The sequence below is a fragment of the Bradyrhizobium centrosematis genome (genome assembly GCF_045571495.1).
Taxonomy (GTDB): domain Bacteria; phylum Pseudomonadota; class Alphaproteobacteria; order Rhizobiales; family Xanthobacteraceae; genus Bradyrhizobium; species Bradyrhizobium centrosematis.
Genome location: NZ_CP120703.1, coordinates 3,224,629 through 3,240,277, shown reverse-complemented (window position 1 = coordinate 3,240,277; position 15,649 = coordinate 3,224,629). Strand labels below are relative to the sequence as shown.

Annotated in this window: 18 protein-coding genes; 6 read left to right on the top strand and 12 right to left on the bottom strand. The window is 65.8% G+C overall.

What is annotated here, in order from left to right:
• Window positions 1-97: 97 nt before the first annotated feature.
• Window positions 98-382, bottom strand: coding sequence for a twin-arginine translocation signal domain-containing protein (locus tag P6U31_RS15610; protein ID WP_407189279.1), 285 nt, complete (start codon window positions 380-382; stop codon window positions 98-100).
• A gap of 154 nt (window positions 383-536) precedes the next feature.
• On the bottom strand, window positions 537-851 hold the full coding sequence (locus P6U31_RS15605) for a hypothetical protein (RefSeq protein WP_407189278.1): 315 nt from the start codon (window positions 849-851) through the stop codon (window positions 537-539).
• Window positions 852-980: 129 nt separating this feature from the next.
• Between P6U31_RS15605 and P6U31_RS15600 the strand changes: the two genes are divergently transcribed.
• Window positions 981-1,634, top strand: a complete 654-nt coding sequence (locus P6U31_RS15600; RefSeq protein WP_407189277.1) for a glutathione S-transferase family protein — start codon at window positions 981-983, stop codon at window positions 1,632-1,634.
• Window positions 1,635-1,709: 75 nt separating this feature from the next.
• Window positions 1,710-1,862: a hypothetical protein gene (locus tag P6U31_RS15595; RefSeq protein WP_407189276.1), complete on the top strand. Its 153-nt coding sequence runs from the start codon at window positions 1,710-1,712 to the stop codon at window positions 1,860-1,862.
• Between the two features lie 121 nt (window positions 1,863-1,983).
• Here the strand turns inward: P6U31_RS15595 and P6U31_RS15590 are convergent, their stop codons facing one another.
• Both P6U31_RS15590 and P6U31_RS15585 read right to left on the bottom strand, forming a co-directional pair.
• Entirely contained in the window at window positions 1,984-2,331 is a 348-nt protein-coding gene (locus P6U31_RS15590) for a hypothetical protein (protein ID WP_407189275.1), read from the bottom strand.
• A gap of 110 nt (window positions 2,332-2,441) precedes the next feature.
• A complete protein-coding gene (locus P6U31_RS15585; RefSeq protein WP_025036964.1) occupies window positions 2,442-3,974 on the bottom strand; it encodes an acyl-CoA carboxylase subunit beta in 1,533 nt (510 codons plus the stop codon).
• A gap of 149 nt (window positions 3,975-4,123) precedes the next feature.
• Here P6U31_RS15585 and P6U31_RS15580 point away from each other — a divergent pair, with 149 nt between their 5' ends.
• The 3 genes from P6U31_RS15580 to P6U31_RS15570 all read left to right on the top strand — a co-directional run bounded on the left by P6U31_RS15580 (window position 4,124) and on the right by P6U31_RS15570 (window position 6,362).
• Window positions 4,124-4,528 (top strand): DUF4260 domain-containing protein, encoded by a 405-nt coding sequence (locus P6U31_RS15580; protein ID WP_407189274.1) that lies wholly within the window; start codon window positions 4,124-4,126, stop codon window positions 4,526-4,528.
• A 174-nt stretch (window positions 4,529-4,702) separates the two neighbouring features.
• Window positions 4,703-5,299, top strand: a complete 597-nt coding sequence (locus P6U31_RS15575) for a hypothetical protein (RefSeq protein WP_407189273.1) — start codon at window positions 4,703-4,705, stop codon at window positions 5,297-5,299.
• A gap of 70 nt (window positions 5,300-5,369) precedes the next feature.
• Window positions 5,370-6,362, top strand: a complete 993-nt coding sequence (locus tag P6U31_RS15570) for a dienelactone hydrolase family protein (RefSeq protein ID WP_407189272.1) — start codon at window positions 5,370-5,372, stop codon at window positions 6,360-6,362.
• 112 nt (window positions 6,363-6,474) lie between these two features.
• Here the strand turns inward: P6U31_RS15570 and P6U31_RS15565 are convergent, their stop codons facing one another.
• The 5 genes from P6U31_RS15565 to P6U31_RS15545 are packed head-to-tail and all read right to left on the bottom strand — an operon-like array spanning window position 6,475 to window position 10,794.
• On the bottom strand, window positions 6,475-7,131 hold the full coding sequence (locus tag P6U31_RS15565) for a carboxymuconolactone decarboxylase family protein (RefSeq protein ID WP_407189271.1): 657 nt from the start codon (window positions 7,129-7,131) through the stop codon (window positions 6,475-6,477).
• A 55-nt stretch (window positions 7,132-7,186) separates the two neighbouring features.
• The gene (gene blaOXA, locus P6U31_RS15560) at window positions 7,187-8,044 is read right to left on the bottom strand and encodes a class D beta-lactamase (RefSeq protein ID WP_407189270.1); all 858 of its coding nucleotides are present in this window, start codon (window positions 8,042-8,044) and stop codon (window positions 7,187-7,189) included.
• Window positions 8,045-8,080: 36 nt separating this feature from the next.
• The gene (locus P6U31_RS15555) at window positions 8,081-8,344 is read right to left on the bottom strand and encodes an EscU/YscU/HrcU family type III secretion system export apparatus switch protein (protein WP_407189269.1); all 264 of its coding nucleotides are present in this window, start codon (window positions 8,342-8,344) and stop codon (window positions 8,081-8,083) included.
• A complete protein-coding gene (locus tag P6U31_RS15550; protein WP_407189268.1) occupies window positions 8,341-9,942 on the bottom strand; it encodes a flagellar hook-length control protein FliK in 1,602 nt (533 codons plus the stop codon). The genes P6U31_RS15555 and P6U31_RS15550 overlap by 4 nt, the downstream gene beginning before the upstream one ends.
• 57 nt (window positions 9,943-9,999) lie before the next feature.
• Entirely contained in the window at window positions 10,000-10,794 is a 795-nt protein-coding gene (locus tag P6U31_RS15545) for an ATP12 family chaperone protein (protein WP_407189267.1), read from the bottom strand.
• 73 nt (window positions 10,795-10,867) lie between these two features.
• Here P6U31_RS15545 and P6U31_RS15540 point away from each other — a divergent pair, with 73 nt between their 5' ends.
• A complete protein-coding gene (locus P6U31_RS15540) occupies window positions 10,868-11,314 on the top strand; it encodes a hypothetical protein (protein ID WP_407189266.1) in 447 nt (148 codons plus the stop codon).
• 31 nt (window positions 11,315-11,345) lie between these two features.
• Here P6U31_RS15540 and P6U31_RS15535 read toward each other — a convergent pair whose 3' ends face one another.
• The 3 genes from P6U31_RS15535 to P6U31_RS15525 are packed head-to-tail and all read right to left on the bottom strand — an operon-like array spanning window position 11,346 to window position 15,350.
• Complete coding sequence (locus tag P6U31_RS15535; protein ID WP_407189265.1) at window positions 11,346-12,557, bottom strand: RluA family pseudouridine synthase; 1,212 nt, start codon at window positions 12,555-12,557, stop codon at window positions 11,346-11,348.
• A 52-nt stretch (window positions 12,558-12,609) separates the two neighbouring features.
• Window positions 12,610-13,947 (bottom strand): replication-associated recombination protein A, encoded by a 1,338-nt coding sequence (locus tag P6U31_RS15530; RefSeq protein ID WP_407189264.1) that lies wholly within the window; start codon window positions 13,945-13,947, stop codon window positions 12,610-12,612.
• Window positions 13,944-15,350, bottom strand: coding sequence for a DegQ family serine endoprotease (locus P6U31_RS15525; protein ID WP_407189263.1), 1,407 nt, complete (start codon window positions 15,348-15,350; stop codon window positions 13,944-13,946). Before P6U31_RS15525 ends, P6U31_RS15530 begins: the two co-directional genes overlap by 4 nt.
• Window positions 15,351-15,649: the final 299 nt, after the last annotated feature.

Genomic DNA, 15,649 nt, shown 5'->3' with positions numbered 1-15,649 from the left:
TGCCGGCGCTTCAACCGCCATGGAACCGAAGCGCTTGCAGAATCGAAACGGGGACCGCCAGTGGCGATCCCCGTCCAGTCCGCGAATTGTCCCGAGCCTACCAGTGGCGGCGGTGCCAGCGTCGGTAATGCCGGCGCCAATGACGGCGGCGCCAGCCCCAGTGGCGGTGATGGCCATGCCAGTGCACCTGCTCGGGGGTGAGCTGCGCTGCTTCCTCGCTGGAGGTGACGGCAGGATGAGCGTCGGGATTGCCTTGCGGCGTGCGAGCGGGATCACCGAGCGGCTGTGGTGACAGCGGCGCGGCCTGCGCGGCCGTCGCGGCGAAGGCCGCGGCGCCCGCGGTCACACCCAATGCAAGTTTCAAAAAGTTCCGGCGCTCCATGACAAAACCCTCTAGGCTATCTGGAAAGTGATGCAGAGGAAGTGTCGCGGTCGCGACATGAACCAAGGCTGAATCAACCAGGGCTGAATCGTGTTTGAGATGGAGAATTCGCAGCCCGGATCGCGCGCAACGCAATCCAGGTACCGGGACCTCGCTATTTCACAAACTCCTGCGCAAGCACCAGCGTCTCGCGCGTGCGCTTCACGTCGGGCCAGTCGCGGTTGAAGTCGGCGACCAGCTTTTGCAGCGCGTCACCCTTCAGCATCGCCGCGAGCTTGGCCTCGTCGTCGAACTGATACATCGCCTGATGCAGCGAGGGATCATCGAGGCTCCAGAACCGCCACGCCTTGCTCACGCCAAACGCCTTCACCGCATCGGGCAGATGTTCCGTCTCGTACCATCTGTCGAAAGCGGCGCGCTTGTCGGCATCGGAGACGGTGGCGCGGACGACGAAGAAGGCGGCGGGCATCGGATTTCCTCCTGTTTTTTGAACCGAGACTAACCGCTTCCGCCGCCGGCGACAAAAAGAGTTGACCACGGTGTCGGAATGGCCGCCCTTCGCCCGTCCTTTGCTTCGAACAGAACACGGAGACAGCAGATGGCCGACCTCACCCTGACCACCTTCGACTGGGTTCCCGAACCGCCGCGTGGCCTCGTGCGCGATCTGCGCGTACGCTGGGCTCTCGAAGAGGCCGCCTTGCCCTATCGCGTCGCCAGCGCTCGGTTCGACGAGCGCGGGCCTGCGCACCTGGCGCACCAGCCGTTCGGCCAGGTGCCGTGGCTGACCGACGGCGACATCTCGATCTTCGAGACCGGCGCGATCCTGCTGCATCTTGGCGAGCGCAGCGAGAAGCTGATGCCCACAGATCCGCGCGGCCGCACTGAAACGACGAAATGGGTGTTCGCGGCGCTCAATTCGGTGGAGATGGCCAGCCTGCCCTGGGCCATGTCGAAGTTCATGGGACATCCGACCGACACGGCGGCGTGGAAATTCGTCGACGACTTCCTCAAGCTCCGGCTGAGGCATCTCGAGCCGGTGCTGGCCGGCCGTGAATGGCTGGCCGGCTCCTTCTCCGTCGCCGACATCCTGATGGCGGACGTGCTGCGTGTCGTGGGTCGCTTCGACGGGCTGGCGGACAGTCCTGCCTGCCGCGCCTACGTCGCGCGCGCCACCGCTCGCCCGGCGTTCGTCAAGGCGCATGCGGACCAGCTGGCGCATTTCGCCGCGGCGGATCAGGCGCGCGCGGTGTGATGCGCCTCACATAATCGCCCCGGTGCCCGGCGTAGAGTTGCCGCCATCGGAACAAAGCCATTCGACAGGTGCCACATGCTCCGAATCGAATATCTCAAGCGACAGATCGCCCGCGCCGAGCGGCTGGCCAAGGCCATCCTCGACCGCCAGACCGCCGAGCGGCTCCAGGCCTACGCCGCCGAATGCCGTACCGAATTGTCGGAGTTGACGCTCAAGACCGCCGCGTAAGGCGTGGCGGCGCTGGATGCGTCAGATCCGTAGGGCGGATTCGCGTCAGCGTAATCCGCCGCTTCTCCATCCGGTGACGCAGACCTTGGCGGATTACGCTATCGCTAATCCGCCCTACACCTCACACCAATTTCAGCGGCGCGTCCGCGACGACGCGCAGGTCGATTGATCCAATCAACGCCGCACGCCGCGCCTCCGCCGCACTGATGGCTTCGTCCGTCTGCCGCAGCGTCGAGACGTTCGAGCCGAGCGAGACGATTCCGCCGAGCACCAACGCGATCGATCCGAGCGCGGCGGTCTGACCAAATCCGAACAGGCCGAGGATCGTCACCAGCAGCAGCGCCGCCCCGCTTCCGATCGCGATCTTGGACGCCAGAATGTACTTGCGGCACCGCTCGGCGACCTCGGCGAGCCGCTCGATCCGATCCTCGAGATCAGAGATTTCGTCGGTCCGATCGTCGTCGGTCATGGGATCGAGGACACCAAATCAGCAGCAAGCGCTAGCCCGCATGAGCAACGCGACATGCGGGACCTCGGCAAAGACCCGGATGTCGCTGCGCTCATCCGGGCTACCATCCTTCACAATGGCAAATTGTCGTGCTTCTTCGCCGGCATTTCCGTTTTCTTGTCCTTCAGCATCGCCAGCGCCCGCGCGATGCGCTTGCGGGTGGAGTGCGGCATGATCACGTCGTCGATGTAGCCGCGCTCGGCGGCGATGAAGGGGGACAGGAAGCGGTCTTCGTATTCCTTCGTTCGCGCCGCGATCTTGTCGGGGTCGCCGATGTCTGAGCGGAAGATGATCTCGACCGCGCCCTTGGCGCCCATCACCGCGATCTGGGCGGTCGGCCAGGCGTAGTTCATGTCGGCGCCGATCTCCTTGGAGGCCATGACGTCGAAGGCGCCGCCATAGGCCTTGCGGGTGATGATGGTGACAAGCGGCACGGTGCACTGCGAGTAGGCGAACAGCAGCTTGGCGCCGTGCTTGATCAGGCCGCCATATTCCTGCGCGGTGCCGGGCAGGAAGCCCGGCACGTCGACGAAGGTGACGATCGGGATGTTGAAGGCATCGCAGAAGCGGACGAAGCGCGCCGCTTTCCGCGAGGCGTCGCTGTCGAGCACGCCGGCGAGCACCATCGGCTGGTTGGCGACGAAGCCCACCGTGCGGCCCGCAATGCGGCCGAAGCCGGTGACGATGTTCTTGGCGAAGGCTTCCGCGATCTCGAAGAAGTCGCCTTCGTCCACGACCTTCAGGATCAGCTCCTTCATGTCGTAGGGCTTGTTCGGATTGTCGGGAATCAGCGTGTCCAGCGACATGTCGACCCGCTCGATGTCGTCGAAGCTCGGCCATTCCGGCACGCCGTCGGTATTGTTGGACGGCAGGAAGTCGATCAGGCGCCGCATCTGTAAGAGCGTCTCGACGTCGTTCTCGAAGGCGCCGTCGGCGATCGAGGAGCGCGTGGCGTGCACCGAAGCGCCGCCGAGCTCTTCCGCCGTGACGACCTCGTTGGTCACGGTCTTCACCACGTCGGGGCCGGTGACGAACATGTAGCTGGTGTTCTTGACCATGAAGATGAAGTCGGTCATCGCCGGCGAATAGACGTCGCCGCCGGCGCAGGGGCCCATGATGACGGAGATCTGCGGGATCACGCCGGAGGCGAGCACGTTGCGGCGGAACACGTAGGAATAGCCGGCGAGCGCGGCGACGCCCTCCTGGATGCGGGCGCCGCCCGCGTCATAGAGGCCGATGATGGGCGCCCTCGCCTTCATCGCCATGTCCTGCAGCTTGGTGATCTTCAGCGCGTGGGTCTCGGACAGCGAGCCGCCGAACACCGTGAAATCCTTGGCGAACACGAAGGTCTTGCGGCCGTTGACGGTGCCCCAGCCGGTGACGACGCCGTCGCCGGGCACCTTGGTCTTCTCCATGCCGAACTCGGTGGAGCGGTGCTCGACGAACATGTCGAACTCCTCGAACGATCCCTTGTCGAGCAAGAGCTCGATGCGCTCGCGCGCAGTCAGCTTGCCGCGGGCGTGCTGCGCCTCGATGCGCTTCTCCCCGCCGCCGAGCTTTGCGCCGGCGCGACGATCTTCAAGGGCGTCCAGGATGTGCTTCATTTGCTCCCGCCAGTTCTTAACTAAGCCATGCTTGCCGGGGGTTCTAACACGGCATTTTGCGGCCCGGGAAGCGGCTTTCGGCGCCGCAGGGCTGCCCTGTCGCAGCGTGAAAGCGCAAGGAATTACAAAGTTTTGCCTGGGAGGCGCAGATGGACGAGCGAGCGACCGAAACAGGAGCTGCGACAGGTGGCGTCAAGATCCTGCTTCGCCTGGAGGGCCTCACCCTGTTCGCAGGCATGGTGATGCTCTACTGGGCCTGGGACGGCTCCTGGCTGGTGTTTGCCCTGCTGTTCTTCGTCCCCGATCTGAGCTTCCTTGCATACCTTGCCGACGCGCGCTTCGGCGCGATGGTCTACAACGCCGCCCACAGCTATATGGCGCCGGTGACGCTGCTGACATTGGGCTTTGGCCTCACCTCGCCGCTCACCCTGTCCATCGCCTTGATCTGGCTCGCCCATATCGGCATCGACCGGGCGCTGGGCTACGGCTTGAAATATTCCGCCGGGTTCGGCTTCACCCATCTGGGACGGATCGGCCGGCAGAAGGATGCCTGACGGTAGCGGCGGCCCGGCTTCGACGGACGGCGTGGCCCGGATGGAGCGCAGCGTCAGGCTGTTGACCGCGCCGGGCGATTCAGGCTTGCTTCAGGCCTGCGATCAGGCGCCGAGTGTTGCGTGAGCCCAGTCGGTACGGCGGCGGTCCATCACGTCTGGCTGCAAGCATCACCCATGTCCGCGACGGTCGTCTCCCTGCCGCCGAAGTCATCGTCCGAAACCACCGATTTCCTGCGGCGGATGGCCAGCATGGTGTCGGGGCGGAACGGCGAGATGCTGCTGCGCGCCGCGAAGCTGATCGAGTCGTTGGCACAGCGGGCGATGTCGGCCGAGCGGCTCTATCACGAGCAGCAGATCGAAGGCACCCGCAACGCCGAGCTGCGCGAGGCCGCCGAGCGCGCCACCGACGCCATGGCCGGCCAGATCGAGCTGCTGCGGGCGCAGCTCGCCGAGGTCACGGCGGCAGCCGCAGCCGAGCGCGCCGCCTTCGACGCCGAACGAGGCAAGCTGATCGGCCTGATGCAGAGTGCGGAGAGCCATATCGGCAACCTCACCACCGAGCTGGACAGGTTGCGCGCCTCCGTCGACAGCTTCAACGAGAGCGTGGTCTCCGTACCGATCGAGGCACTGCGGCTGGCGCGGACGCAGTTCGACTTTCTCTCGGCCGGTTTTGCCCGCAAGGGCGATGTGATCTCGCAAGCCATGAGCGAGATCGGCGGCTTTGCGATCGACCAGGCGCTGTCGGCGAAGAAGACTGCCGACAAGGCCTGAGGCCGAGCCGCGACAAATTGACAGCACTCCGGCACGTTGTTCTACTGAGAAAAATATCAGGGAGGATCCGATGCCGACGGCATTTCGCGTCGTTGCAACATTCCTTGCGCTCTGCGCTTGCACCGTGCTCGCCCATGCGCAGTCCCTGCCCAGGGAAGTCGCCATCCGCGCCGAGATCTATCCGATCCCCTCCCTTACCCTCACCGACCAGCAATTCCTCAACGGCGATGCCGCCGCCGGGCGGCCGGTGACGGTGGCCGGCGAACTCCGCGTCGCGCAAGGCACCGGCAAGCTCCCCGTCGTGGTGCTGATGCACGGCTCGAGCGGCGTCGGCGCCGCCACCGAAGCCTGGGTGCACGCCTTCAACGCCATGGGCATCTCGACCTTCGTGATCGACGGCTTTTCCGGCCGCGGGCTGACGGTGGTCGGGCCGAACCAGGCTCTGCTCGGCCGGCTCAACCTGATCGTGGACATCTACCGCTCGCTGGAGATCCTGGCGAAACATCCGCGCGTCGATCCCGATCGTATCGTACTGATGGGCTTTTCCCGCGGCGGACAGGCGACGCTCTATGCGAGCCTCGACCGCTTCAACAAGCTCTGGAACAAGTCGGGCATCCAGTTCGCGGCCTATATCCCGTTCTATCCGGACTGCTCGACGACGTATCGGAGCGACAACGAGGTCGCCGCACGACCGATCCGCATCTTCCACGGCACGCCCGACGACTACAATCCCGTGAAGAGCTGCAAGGCATTCGTCGAACGGCTCAAGACGGCGGGGCACGACGTGGTGCTGACCGAATACCCCAACAGCGCGCACGGGTTTGACAGCGGCCTGCTCGGCGTCAGCACCGTGGCCGTATCAGCCAACGCGCAGACCGTCCGCAGCTGCACGATCAGGGAGGGTGAAGGCGGCGTGCTGATCAATGGCGATACCAACGCACCCTTCACCTACAAGGATTCCTGCGTCGAGCTGAACCCGCATGTCGGCGGCAACCCAACGACGGCGGCGGAATCGCGCAAGGCGGTGCTGGAATTCCTGCAAGTGCTGTTCAAGCTGGGCTAGGCCAGCGCGGCATACTCCGTCATTGCGAGCGCAGCGAAGCAATCCAGAGTGTTACCCGCGGAACAATTCTGGATTGCTTCGTCGCAAGAGCTCCTCGCAATGACGGGCCCCCTTACGGCTCACCCGGCTTGAACGGCTCCTGCTTGTCCGGCGGCACCGTCTCCTCGGCCATCGCCAGCAGCATCGCCACCATCACGTAATTGCCGGCGACCGCGGTCAAATCGACGATCTGCTGGTCGTTGAACACCTTCTTCGCCCGCGCATAGGTTTCGTCGGAAATCTTCTTGGTCGTGGTGAGCTCGGTGACGAAATCGTAGACCGCCGCCTCGTCCTCGGCCATCTTCGACGGCCGCTTGTTGGCCTTCAGCTCCGCGATGATGTCGGCCGACAGGCCTGCCTTGGCCGCCAGCGGCGCATGTGCAAACCACTCCACCTGAGAGCGCCACTGCCGTCCGATGATCAGGATCGCAAACTCGTTGAGCTTGATCGGGACCGAGGTTTCCCAGCGCAGATAATGGAACAGGTCGAACAGGCGCTGGCCCAGCACCGGGCTGCGGATCATCGGATTGTAGGGACCGCCGATGCCGACGCTCGACACCTTCATGATCTGCTCGCCAAGCGGCTTCTGCTTGGCATCGAGCTGATCCATGGTGAGCTGCGGAAAGCGCGGCTCCTTGCTGGTGGCGGGGCCGGCGAACATCGTTGCGGCGAGCCAGCCGCCGGCTGCGGCAAGCGTGAGCGACGACAGCCAGAGTGGCGTTGAGTTCATCATGATCCTCCCGGTTTTCTTTCTTGGCCGGGAGGATGCTAGTCGAGCGACAGCGCTAGATCGCGCCGATATCGGCAAGGCAGGCTTGCGTCAGGCTCATGCGGGCCTCGATGTGACGCGGCTCCTTGCAATCCATGTTGAGGGCGAACACGGTATGCGCTTCGCCCTTCTCGGCCCAGCCGACCATCCAGCCGAGCGACGGCTCACCGCGCTCGGCGCCAAGCAGTCCGGACTTGGCGCGGATGACGCTGTCGCCCACCTTGGTCACCGGCAGGATGTCGGCGACGAGGTCCTGGCTGCGCTTCGAGATCGGCAGCGCGCGGCGGCGCAGCCGGTCGACGAAATCGATCTGCTCGACGGGATCGATGCGCAAGGCTCCGGTGAGCCAGAACTGGTCGATGCCGCCGCCGATGTCGCGGTTGCCATAGTCGAACTCATCGAGATATTTCTGCATGCGGGCCTCGCCGATGCGGCGCGCGATCTCCTGATAGACCGGTACCGCGCTCACCGCGAGGGCGCTGCGCAGCGTGTGATCCTTGTTCCAGGCTTCGATCGGACGCTTGACGCCGTCCCAGGCAAACACGTCCTTGTCGGGGTCAGCGACCACGCCGGTCTCCAGCGCGATCAGCGAGTTCGGAATCTTGAAGGTCGAGGCCGGCAGCTTCCCCTCGCCCGAGCGATCCTTGTCGCTGGCGACGATCAGATAGTCCTCGACCTTGTAGCCGACGAAGGTGCCGGATGTGCCGAGATCGGTGAAGCGTTTCGCCAGGCTGTCGCGAATTTCACTTCGTGGCGGCGCGACGTGGGCCAGCGCGCGTTGCGGCATGGTGGCGGCTGCGGCGAGAAGGCCGAGAGTAGAACGGCGGGTCAGCAAGGGCAGTGTCCGTAAGCAATGAAAGACCAGCGCGACCATGCAGCCGCGACGTGGTGAAACGATGACAGGTTAGGTCTACCGGCCCCGGCCCGACAGCCGCAACACGAACACCAGCACTTCGGCGACGGCCTTGTAGAGGTCGGGCGGGATCTCCTCGCCGAGCTCGACTTTGGACAGCGCCCCGGCCAGGATTTCGTTCTCCTCGATCGGGATGTCGTGGGCCTTGGCAATCTCGACGATCTTCTCGCCGATCGTGCCCTTGCCCTTGGCGACGACGACCGGCGCGCCCGAGCCCTTTTCGTAATGAAGCGCGATGGCGAGCTTGGAGGGATCGCTCATGTGGCGCGATCCAGAAAGTGGCCGGCGCGCGCCGGTGCCGGTTGCGGCGGCGTGCCCTCGCGGACCATGATGTCGCCGGGCTTGAGCTCGGCCCGTGTCAGCGCCTGGTTCAGCTCTCCGATGCCGGCGCGGAGCTGCTGCACCGTCGCCGGCCGCTCCGCCCACATCCGCACGAAGGTCTTGTCGCCGCTCAGCGTGATCAGCGCGTGAACCGGACCCGCCGGCTCGACATTGAGCGAGAAGCGCGCGCGCCAGGCGCGCTTGGCGGGATCTTCCGCCTCATGGCTGCCGTCGCGGGAGATCTCGAATTGCGCCATCGCGGTGCCGTGCGGCGTTGCAAAGGGAATCTCGAAATTCCACTGCGGCACCGTGGGATCAACGCGATGACCGCTGGCGTCGGTGCGATCGGGAAGCGAAGCGACCTGGAGCAGGGTCTGCCGCGCGATCGCGGCATCGGTATCGTCGAGCAGGCGATGCACGGTCGCGTAGAGCGGCGCATCCGGTGCGAGCGATGGCGATACGATGGATTGCGCCGACGGCAGCGCGCCACGAAATGGCGGCGGTGTCGCCCGCGCCGCGGCTTCGAAAATATGGCCCTCGGGCACGGCCTTGTTGGAGCCCGGGACATTGCCGGTGAGACGCGGCAGGTTCTGCGTGGCCTCCTGCAAGAGGCTCGCGGCGAGACCCGCGGACATGATCCGCGGCATCGCCATTTGCGGTGCGTCGGCCGCCATATCGGCGAGCACCGCGGCTGCGGGATTGGCGCCGCGCGGCACTTGCGGCTGTTGCGCCGTTTCGGCTGCGATCGACGGCGAGACGGCTTGGGGGACCTGATTTGCCGGCTGAGCCGGCGCGGCGGCGGTGCTGGCCTGAGGCGCGGCGGCTTGCGCCTGCGGCGCCGCGGACTCGAGCGCGACCAGGGTCTGGCGCAGCACCAGCAGTGCCGCCTTGAGGTCGGGCAACGTGCCGGAGGGCGGCGTCGCGCCCGCGGCCAGCGAGGCCTCGAGGAACAAGCCGGATTTCTGGAACGCGGACGCGATGTCGGCACCATCGAGCCCCGAATTGAGCGGCGTCTGCTGCGCCAGCACGTCCAGCACCGCCTGCTTCAATCCCGCGGGCAGATTGCTGCCGGTGACGACGGACGCCAGGTTGGCGAACAGCGGCGCCTGACTGCCCTGCTTTGTCACAGCCTCCGCCGAGGCGGTGGTGACAACGGCCTGCTCCGCCGGCGTCAGTGTATTGCGTGCCGCGCTCGCCGCGGGCGCAAGTGGCGGGCTCTCCACCAGCGAGGCCGCCCGCGGCGTCAGCGTGATCTGATCGCTGGCTGCCTCGCCTGCCCCGTTCAGCACAGCGAGCCGGATGATGCCGTCATTCTGCGACACCGCAAGCTGCAGATTCTGCCCCTGTGTCAGCGCCACTTCCGACATCACGTCCATCGACAGATTGGCGATCGCAATCCGCACCAGATTGTCGGCCATCACGCTGACGACTCGTGCGTCTACGACGCTGCCGGCCTGAAGCACGAGGTCGGGCGACGTCGCATCAGCCACGCGGCTCGCGGCACTGACGGGAACGATGGACGTGACCGGCGTCGGCATCTCAGGAAGCCCAGGGAAGCATGCCGCAACCCTAACGCCAGCGTCGTAAACCTCTCGTTAAGGACCTTTGGACGCCGCCGCCTTGACCGCCGCCAAGACCGTCACGGCCGCCTCGAAATCCCGCAGGCGCGCAGCCCGGCGAGCGGCCGCTTCCTCGTCCACGCCCCACTGGTCGGCGTTCCAGTCCTCGTCGACATGGGCGGCGGCCCAGACCTGGCCGGCGTCCCGCGCGCCATGGGCCAGCGCCAGCGCCAGCAGCGCCGAGCCCGTCAGGGTCGTCACCATGTGGAGCGCGGCGACCGACCAGGCGTCGTCGGGCAGCGCGGCGCGGGCCGCCTGAAGCGCCTCGTCCGGCTGCTTCACGTGCATGATGCCCTCGGACAGGATGAAATGCGCTCCCAGCGTCTCCGCGGCCCAGAACAGCACGGGATCCCAGTGCGCCGCCTCGCGGGCGACAAGCCCCTCGGGATGGCCGGCGCGATAGAACAGCAAGTCGGACTGGAAGTATTTTGCGAGGTCGTCGCTGACGAGCTCGACACGGTCGAGGACGCCCTCGACCACGCTGTTGGCGATCCGCGTCAGCGGCATGGTCGAGGGATCGATCGCCTCACCCTGGGCTGCCCATTCCGCAGCCACGGCGTCGGCGAGTTCGCGCGACGGGATCACCACCTGGCGGCCGGACGGCGTACGAATCGGCTTGCCGTCGAGCGTGATGGCAAAACCGTCCTCGGCATCGGTGACGCCGGCCTCCTTGTAGAAGCGCTTGCGCAAGGGCGTGCGCGCGGCCTGCCGGATCGCAGCTTGCGGATCGGGCGGGGTCTGCCCCGCGGCTTCTTCGAACAATTGGCGCATGTCGTTTCGGCCCTGGTCGCTGAATGCTAGGCTTTTAAGATAAGACCTGTGGCCGATAAAGCGAGCAGCGGGCATGAGGGAACTTGCGGGCATTTTGGCCCTGTTCGCCGGGCTCTGGCCGGCCGCGGCGGAAGCCGGCTTTCGCAGCCCGGAATCGCTGGTCCGCAACGTCTATGCCCATTATGGCGAAGGCGCGCCGGAGCTGTCGAAGGGGCTGCCGCGGGATGCGGCCACGGCCCGGCAATTCTTCGATCCTCCCTTGCGCAGGGCCTGGAGCGCGCCGCGGGTCGAACCCTACGATTTCCTGGTGCAAAGCCAGAGCTGGAAGCTCGGCCCAGTCGCGATCGCGGTGCTCCGCAGGCAATACGACAAGACCTATGTCGCCGCGAACTTCGACAATCGCGGCAGGGCCGTGACGCTGAACTTCATCCTGATCAACGGCCCCGAGGGCTGGCTGATCACGGATGTCGAGAGCCCGCACGACAGCTTGCGGATGTTTCTGGAGCAGTTTCGGAATTGAGGGGGCCGCGGCAGGTAGCGCGCCGCGCCCCCTAGTCCTCCGGCGCGTTCTCGATCGGATCGAACCGGCTTGCATCCAGCCCGAGCAGATTCCACGACTGCTGCATGTGCGGCGGCAGCGGCGCGGTGGCGTCGATCACGCCGCCGCGCGGATGCGGGATGATGATGCGGCGCGCGAGCAGATGCAGCCGGTTCTGCAGGCCGCCCGGCAGCTCCCAGTTCTCGATGTTGAAATATTTGGGATCGCCGATGATGGGGTGGCCGATATGAGCCATGTGGGCGCGCAGCTGATGGGTACGGCCCGTCACCGGCTTGAGCGACACCCAGGTCAGCTTGTTGCCGGCGGTCTCCACCACCGCGTAATAGGTCACCGCGTGGCTCGCCCCCTCGTCGCCATGCTGAGCGATGCGCATGATGGTATCGTCCTCACTCTCTTCCTTCGCCAGGAAGGTCGAGATACGCCCCTGCTTGGGTTTCGGCAGGCCCGGCACCAGCGCCCAATAGATCTTGCGCGCCGACCGCGAGCGGAATGCGCCGGTCAGATGCGAAGCCGCAAAGCGCGTCTTGGCAATCAACAGACAGCCGGACGTCTCGCGATCGATGCGATGCACGAGGCGCGGCTTCTGGCCCTTGGCATCGCGCATCACCTCTAACATCTGGTCGATGTGGCGCGTCATGCCCGAGCCGCCTTGCACCGCAAGACCCGCCGGCTTGTTCAGAACGAGGACGTCGTCGTCCTCAAAGATCGTCATCTCCTTCAGCGCCTTGAGCGTCTTCTGCGCAGCCTCCGAGAGCGGGCCTGCGGCCTTCGGCGCGTCGAGCTTCAGCGGCGGAATCCGGACGCTCTGTCCCTCCTCCAGCCGGTCCTTGCTGTCGACGCGCTTGCCATCGACGCGCAGTTCGCCTTTGCGGACGACACGCTGGATGTGAGAGAACGACAGGCCGGGAAAGCGCGCTTCGAGGAAGCGGTCGACACGCATGTTGTTCTCGTCGGCCGTCACCTTGACCGTCTGCACCTTGGTCGGCAGCAGCGCCTCGATGGGCTTTTCAGGCGCAGGCCTCTCCTGGACCGCTTTGGGCGGACGCCGCTCGGCACGCTCGCCGGAAAAGCGCGGCTTCCCGCCCGGTTTGCCGCCCGGACGCGGCCCGGCCTTCTTCGCGCTACGCGCCTGGTGCGGCCGCGAGTCGTCGCGCTCGTCACGCGAACGCGGCTTTGGGTTCATTCTTTTGATACGGCGGCTCATGGTTGCCTGCGTACCCTAAAAGCCGGCTGCCGTCACGGCGAAATGGCCGTTTCTACCGCGAGCCGCCCCGCTCTTTGCGCAGCTTGGCCCAATAATCCAGCCGCTTGCGGATCTCGCGCTCGAAGCCGCGCTCGGGCGGGTCGTAGAAGGTCTGGCGGCCCAGGGCTTCCGGGAAGTAGTCCTGGCCGGAGAAGGCATCGGGGGCGTCGTGGTCGTATTCGTAAGCTGCGCCGTAGCCTTCCGACTTCATCAGCTTGGTCGGGGAATTGAGGATGTGCTTGGGCGGCAGCAGCGAGCCGGCCTGCTTGGCGACCTGCATGGCGGTGCCGAAGGCGGTGTAGACCGCGTTCGATTTCGGCGCGGTGGCGAGATAGACGACGGCCTGCGCGATGGCGAGCTCGCCTTCGGGATGGCCGAGGAAATCGAACGCATCCTTCGCCGCATTGGCGATCACGAGCGCCTGCGGATCGGCAAGGCCGATGTCCTCGACCGCCATGCGCACGACGCGGCGGGCGAGGAACAATGGGTCCTCGCCGGCATCGAGCATGCGCGCGAGATAATACAGCGCCGCGTCGGGATCGGAGCCGCGCACCGACTTATGCAGCGCCGAGATCAGGTTGTAATGGCCATCCGCCGACTTGTCGTAGATCGGCGCACGGCGCTGCAAAATGTCCTGCAGCTGCGCGGCGTTGAAAACCTCGTCCGCGCGCGCCGAACGCCAGACCTCCTCGGCGAGCGTCAACGCCGCACGGCCATCGCCATCGGCCATGCGCACCAGCACCGCGCGCGCCTCCGCATCGAGCGGCAGCTTCCTGCCCTCGACCGCCTCGGCATGCGCGAACAGCTTTTCGATCGCGGCGGCATCGAGCGAGCGAAACACCAGCACGCGCGCACGGGACAAAAGCGCCGCGTTGAGCTCGAAGGACGGGTTTTCGGTGGTGGCGCCGACCAGCACCACCGTGCCGTCTTCCATCACGGGCAGAAACGAATCCTGCTGGGCGCGGTTGAATCTGTGCACCTCGTCGACGAACAGCAGCGTGCCCTTGCCCATCTCACGCCGCGCGCGCGCGGCATCAAACGCTTTCTTCAGGTCGGCAACGCCGGAGAACACCGCGGAGATCTGCTCGAAATGCAGATCTGTCGCATCCGCCAGGAGCCGCGCCACCGTGGTCTTACCGGTGCCGGGCGGGCCCCAGAACACCAGGGATCCCAGCGTGCGCGTCTCCAGCATGCGCGTCAGCGCACCGTCGGGACCGAGGATGTGATCCTGGCCGACCACCTCCGACAGCGCGCGCGGGCGCAGCCGATCCGGCAGCGGATGCGGAGCCTCGTGGTCGAGCCCCGCCGCGGCGAAGAGAGTTGGCGTCTGTTGTGGTCGCTTCGGACTCATCCGCCCAGCGTGACGTTGATTTGCTGACCGCCGCGTATCAGCGTGATGCGCCAGATCCGCGGGCGCTCTCCGGCCGCCCTTTCGAGGTCGCCGGTCTTGCTGATCTTCTGGTTGTTGACCGCGAGAATGATGTCGCCCTTCTGGAAGCCGACGCTCGCGGCCGCACTGTCGCTGCCGAGATCGGTGATCACGACGCCTTCGGTATCGGCGTCAAGATGCAGCTCGTCGGCAACCGCCGGCGTGATGGTCGAGACCTTCGCGCCCTGGAATGGCGAGCGCGCCGTGACGACGAGCTCGTTGCGCCCCGTATCCGGTGCGGTCTCCAGTGGCACCGTCAGCTTGAGCGGCCTGCCGCCGCGCTGCACGTCGATCTGCGCGGTCCCGCCAAGCGGACGGGTGGCGAAGCGATAGTCGAACGCGTTGGGATCATCCACGGTCTGGCCGTCGATGCCGGTGATGAGATCGGAGGATTTCAGGCCGGCCTTCGCCGCGGGGCTATTCGACACCACGCTGGCGACCAGCGCACCGGTCGGCGAACGCAGGCCAAGGCTCTCGGCGATCTCGGGCGTCACCGCCTGCAGCTTTGCGCCGAGCCATGGCCGCTTGACCGCCTTGCCGCCGCTCTTGGCGGAGGCGACGACGACGCGCACCATGTTGGCGGGGATGGCAAAGCCGATTCCCTGCGAGCCGCCGGAGCGCGAGTAGATCGCGGTGTTGATGCCGGCAAGCCGGCCGTTCATGTCGACCAGCGCGCCGCCCGAGTTGCCGGGATTGATCGCGGCATCGGTCTGGATGAAAAACTGATAATCGGTGATGCCCACCTGCGTGCGCGCCAGCGCCGAGATGATGCCGTGGGTCACGGTCTGGCCGACGCCGAAGGGATTGCCGATCGCCAGCACGACGTCGCCGACCAGCAGCTCGTCGGAATTCGTGAATTCGAGCGCCGGAAACTTCTCTTTCGAATCCTTCAGACGCAGGACCGCAAGATCGGTGCGGGAATCCTTCAGCACGATCTCCGCCTCAAACTCGCGCTTGTCCGACAGCGACACTTTCACCTGATCGGCGCCTTCAATGACGTGGACGTTGGTGACGACGAGGCCGGACGTATCGACGATCACGCCGGAACCGAGTGAGCGCTGCACCTGCTCCGGCTGCTGGCCCGGCACGCCGAAGAAGCGGCGGAAGATCGGGTCGTCCAGCAGGGGGTTGCGGTTCTGCACCACCTTGGCGGCATAGACGTTGACCACTGCCGGCTGCACCCGCTGCACGATCGGTGCATAGGACAACCGCAGCTCGGCCGGCGAGGACGGGACGCGACGGTCCTGCGCCGCAGCGGGATTGAACTGGGCAGAAAAGGCTATGCACAAAGCCGTGACGACGGCGGCCGAGATCGATCGAAACATTCCTACCTCTTGGAAAAGACGCCGGAATATAGGCGCGTTCGCCCCCCAATAGAAGGGCGCCGGGCCGCAATTTCGGTCTCCATCCGGCGGCTCCGGCATGCAAGCGGAACGTGCAAGACGGCGATTGGCTCGGCCTCCTGCATTGGCATGACGCGCGTCATCTTGCATTCTTTCCCACGGCGGATTCGGTGGCGGCGAAATTGCATCAGTGGGAACCGCACAATCGACACGCGCCGTCGCGGGGCAGTCATCGACCATTCCTAGGCTCTCCGCTTGCGACTTGGGGAAGTTCGTCCAAC

Bases quoted from the DNA above. Each gene is read 5' to 3' on its own strand.
- P6U31_RS15600 (WP_407189277.1), top strand. From the start codon at position 981: ATGGCCGACCTCACCCTGACCACCTTCGACTGGGTTCCCGAACCGCCG.
- P6U31_RS15585 (WP_025036964.1), bottom strand. From the start codon at position 3,974: ATGAAGCACATCCTGGACGCCCTTGAAGATCGTCGCGCCGGCGCAAAG.
- P6U31_RS15575 (WP_407189273.1), top strand. From the start codon at position 4,703: ATGTCCGCGACGGTCGTCTCCCTGCCGCCGAAGTCATCGTCCGAAACC.
- P6U31_RS15565 (WP_407189271.1), bottom strand. From the start codon at position 7,131: ATGAACTCAACGCCACTCTGGCTGTCGTCGCTCACGCTTGCCGCAGCC.
- P6U31_RS15525 (WP_407189263.1), bottom strand. From the start codon at position 15,350: ATGTTTCGATCGATCTCGGCCGCCGTCGTCACGGCTTTGTGCATAGCC.
- P6U31_RS15550 (WP_407189268.1), bottom strand. From the start codon at position 9,942: ATGCCGACGCCGGTCACGTCCATCGTTCCCGTCAGTGCCGCGAGCCGC.
- P6U31_RS15570 (WP_407189272.1), top strand. From the start codon at position 5,370: ATGCCGACGGCATTTCGCGTCGTTGCAACATTCCTTGCGCTCTGCGCT.
- P6U31_RS15545 (WP_407189267.1), bottom strand. From the start codon at position 10,794: ATGCGCCAATTGTTCGAAGAAGCCGCGGGGCAGACCCCGCCCGATCCG.
- P6U31_RS15610 (WP_407189279.1), bottom strand. From the start codon at position 382: ATGGAGCGCCGGAACTTTTTGAAACTTGCATTGGGTGTGACCGCGGGC.
- blaOXA (WP_407189270.1), bottom strand. From the start codon at position 8,044: ATGGTCGCGCTGGTCTTTCATTGCTTACGGACACTGCCCTTGCTGACC.
- P6U31_RS15595 (WP_407189276.1), top strand. From the start codon at position 1,710: ATGCTCCGAATCGAATATCTCAAGCGACAGATCGCCCGCGCCGAGCGG.
- P6U31_RS15580 (WP_407189274.1), top strand. From the start codon at position 4,124: ATGGACGAGCGAGCGACCGAAACAGGAGCTGCGACAGGTGGCGTCAAG.
- P6U31_RS15590 (WP_407189275.1), bottom strand. From the start codon at position 2,331: ATGACCGACGACGATCGGACCGACGAAATCTCTGATCTCGAGGATCGG.
- P6U31_RS15605 (WP_407189278.1), bottom strand. From the start codon at position 851: ATGCCCGCCGCCTTCTTCGTCGTCCGCGCCACCGTCTCCGATGCCGAC.
- P6U31_RS15555 (WP_407189269.1), bottom strand. From the start codon at position 8,344: ATGAGCGATCCCTCCAAGCTCGCCATCGCGCTTCATTACGAAAAGGGC.
- P6U31_RS15530 (WP_407189264.1), bottom strand. From the start codon at position 13,947: ATGAGTCCGAAGCGACCACAACAGACGCCAACTCTCTTCGCCGCGGCG.
- P6U31_RS15535 (WP_407189265.1), bottom strand. From the start codon at position 12,557: ATGAGCCGCCGTATCAAAAGAATGAACCCAAAGCCGCGTTCGCGTGAC.
- P6U31_RS15540 (WP_407189266.1), top strand. From the start codon at position 10,868: ATGAGGGAACTTGCGGGCATTTTGGCCCTGTTCGCCGGGCTCTGGCCG.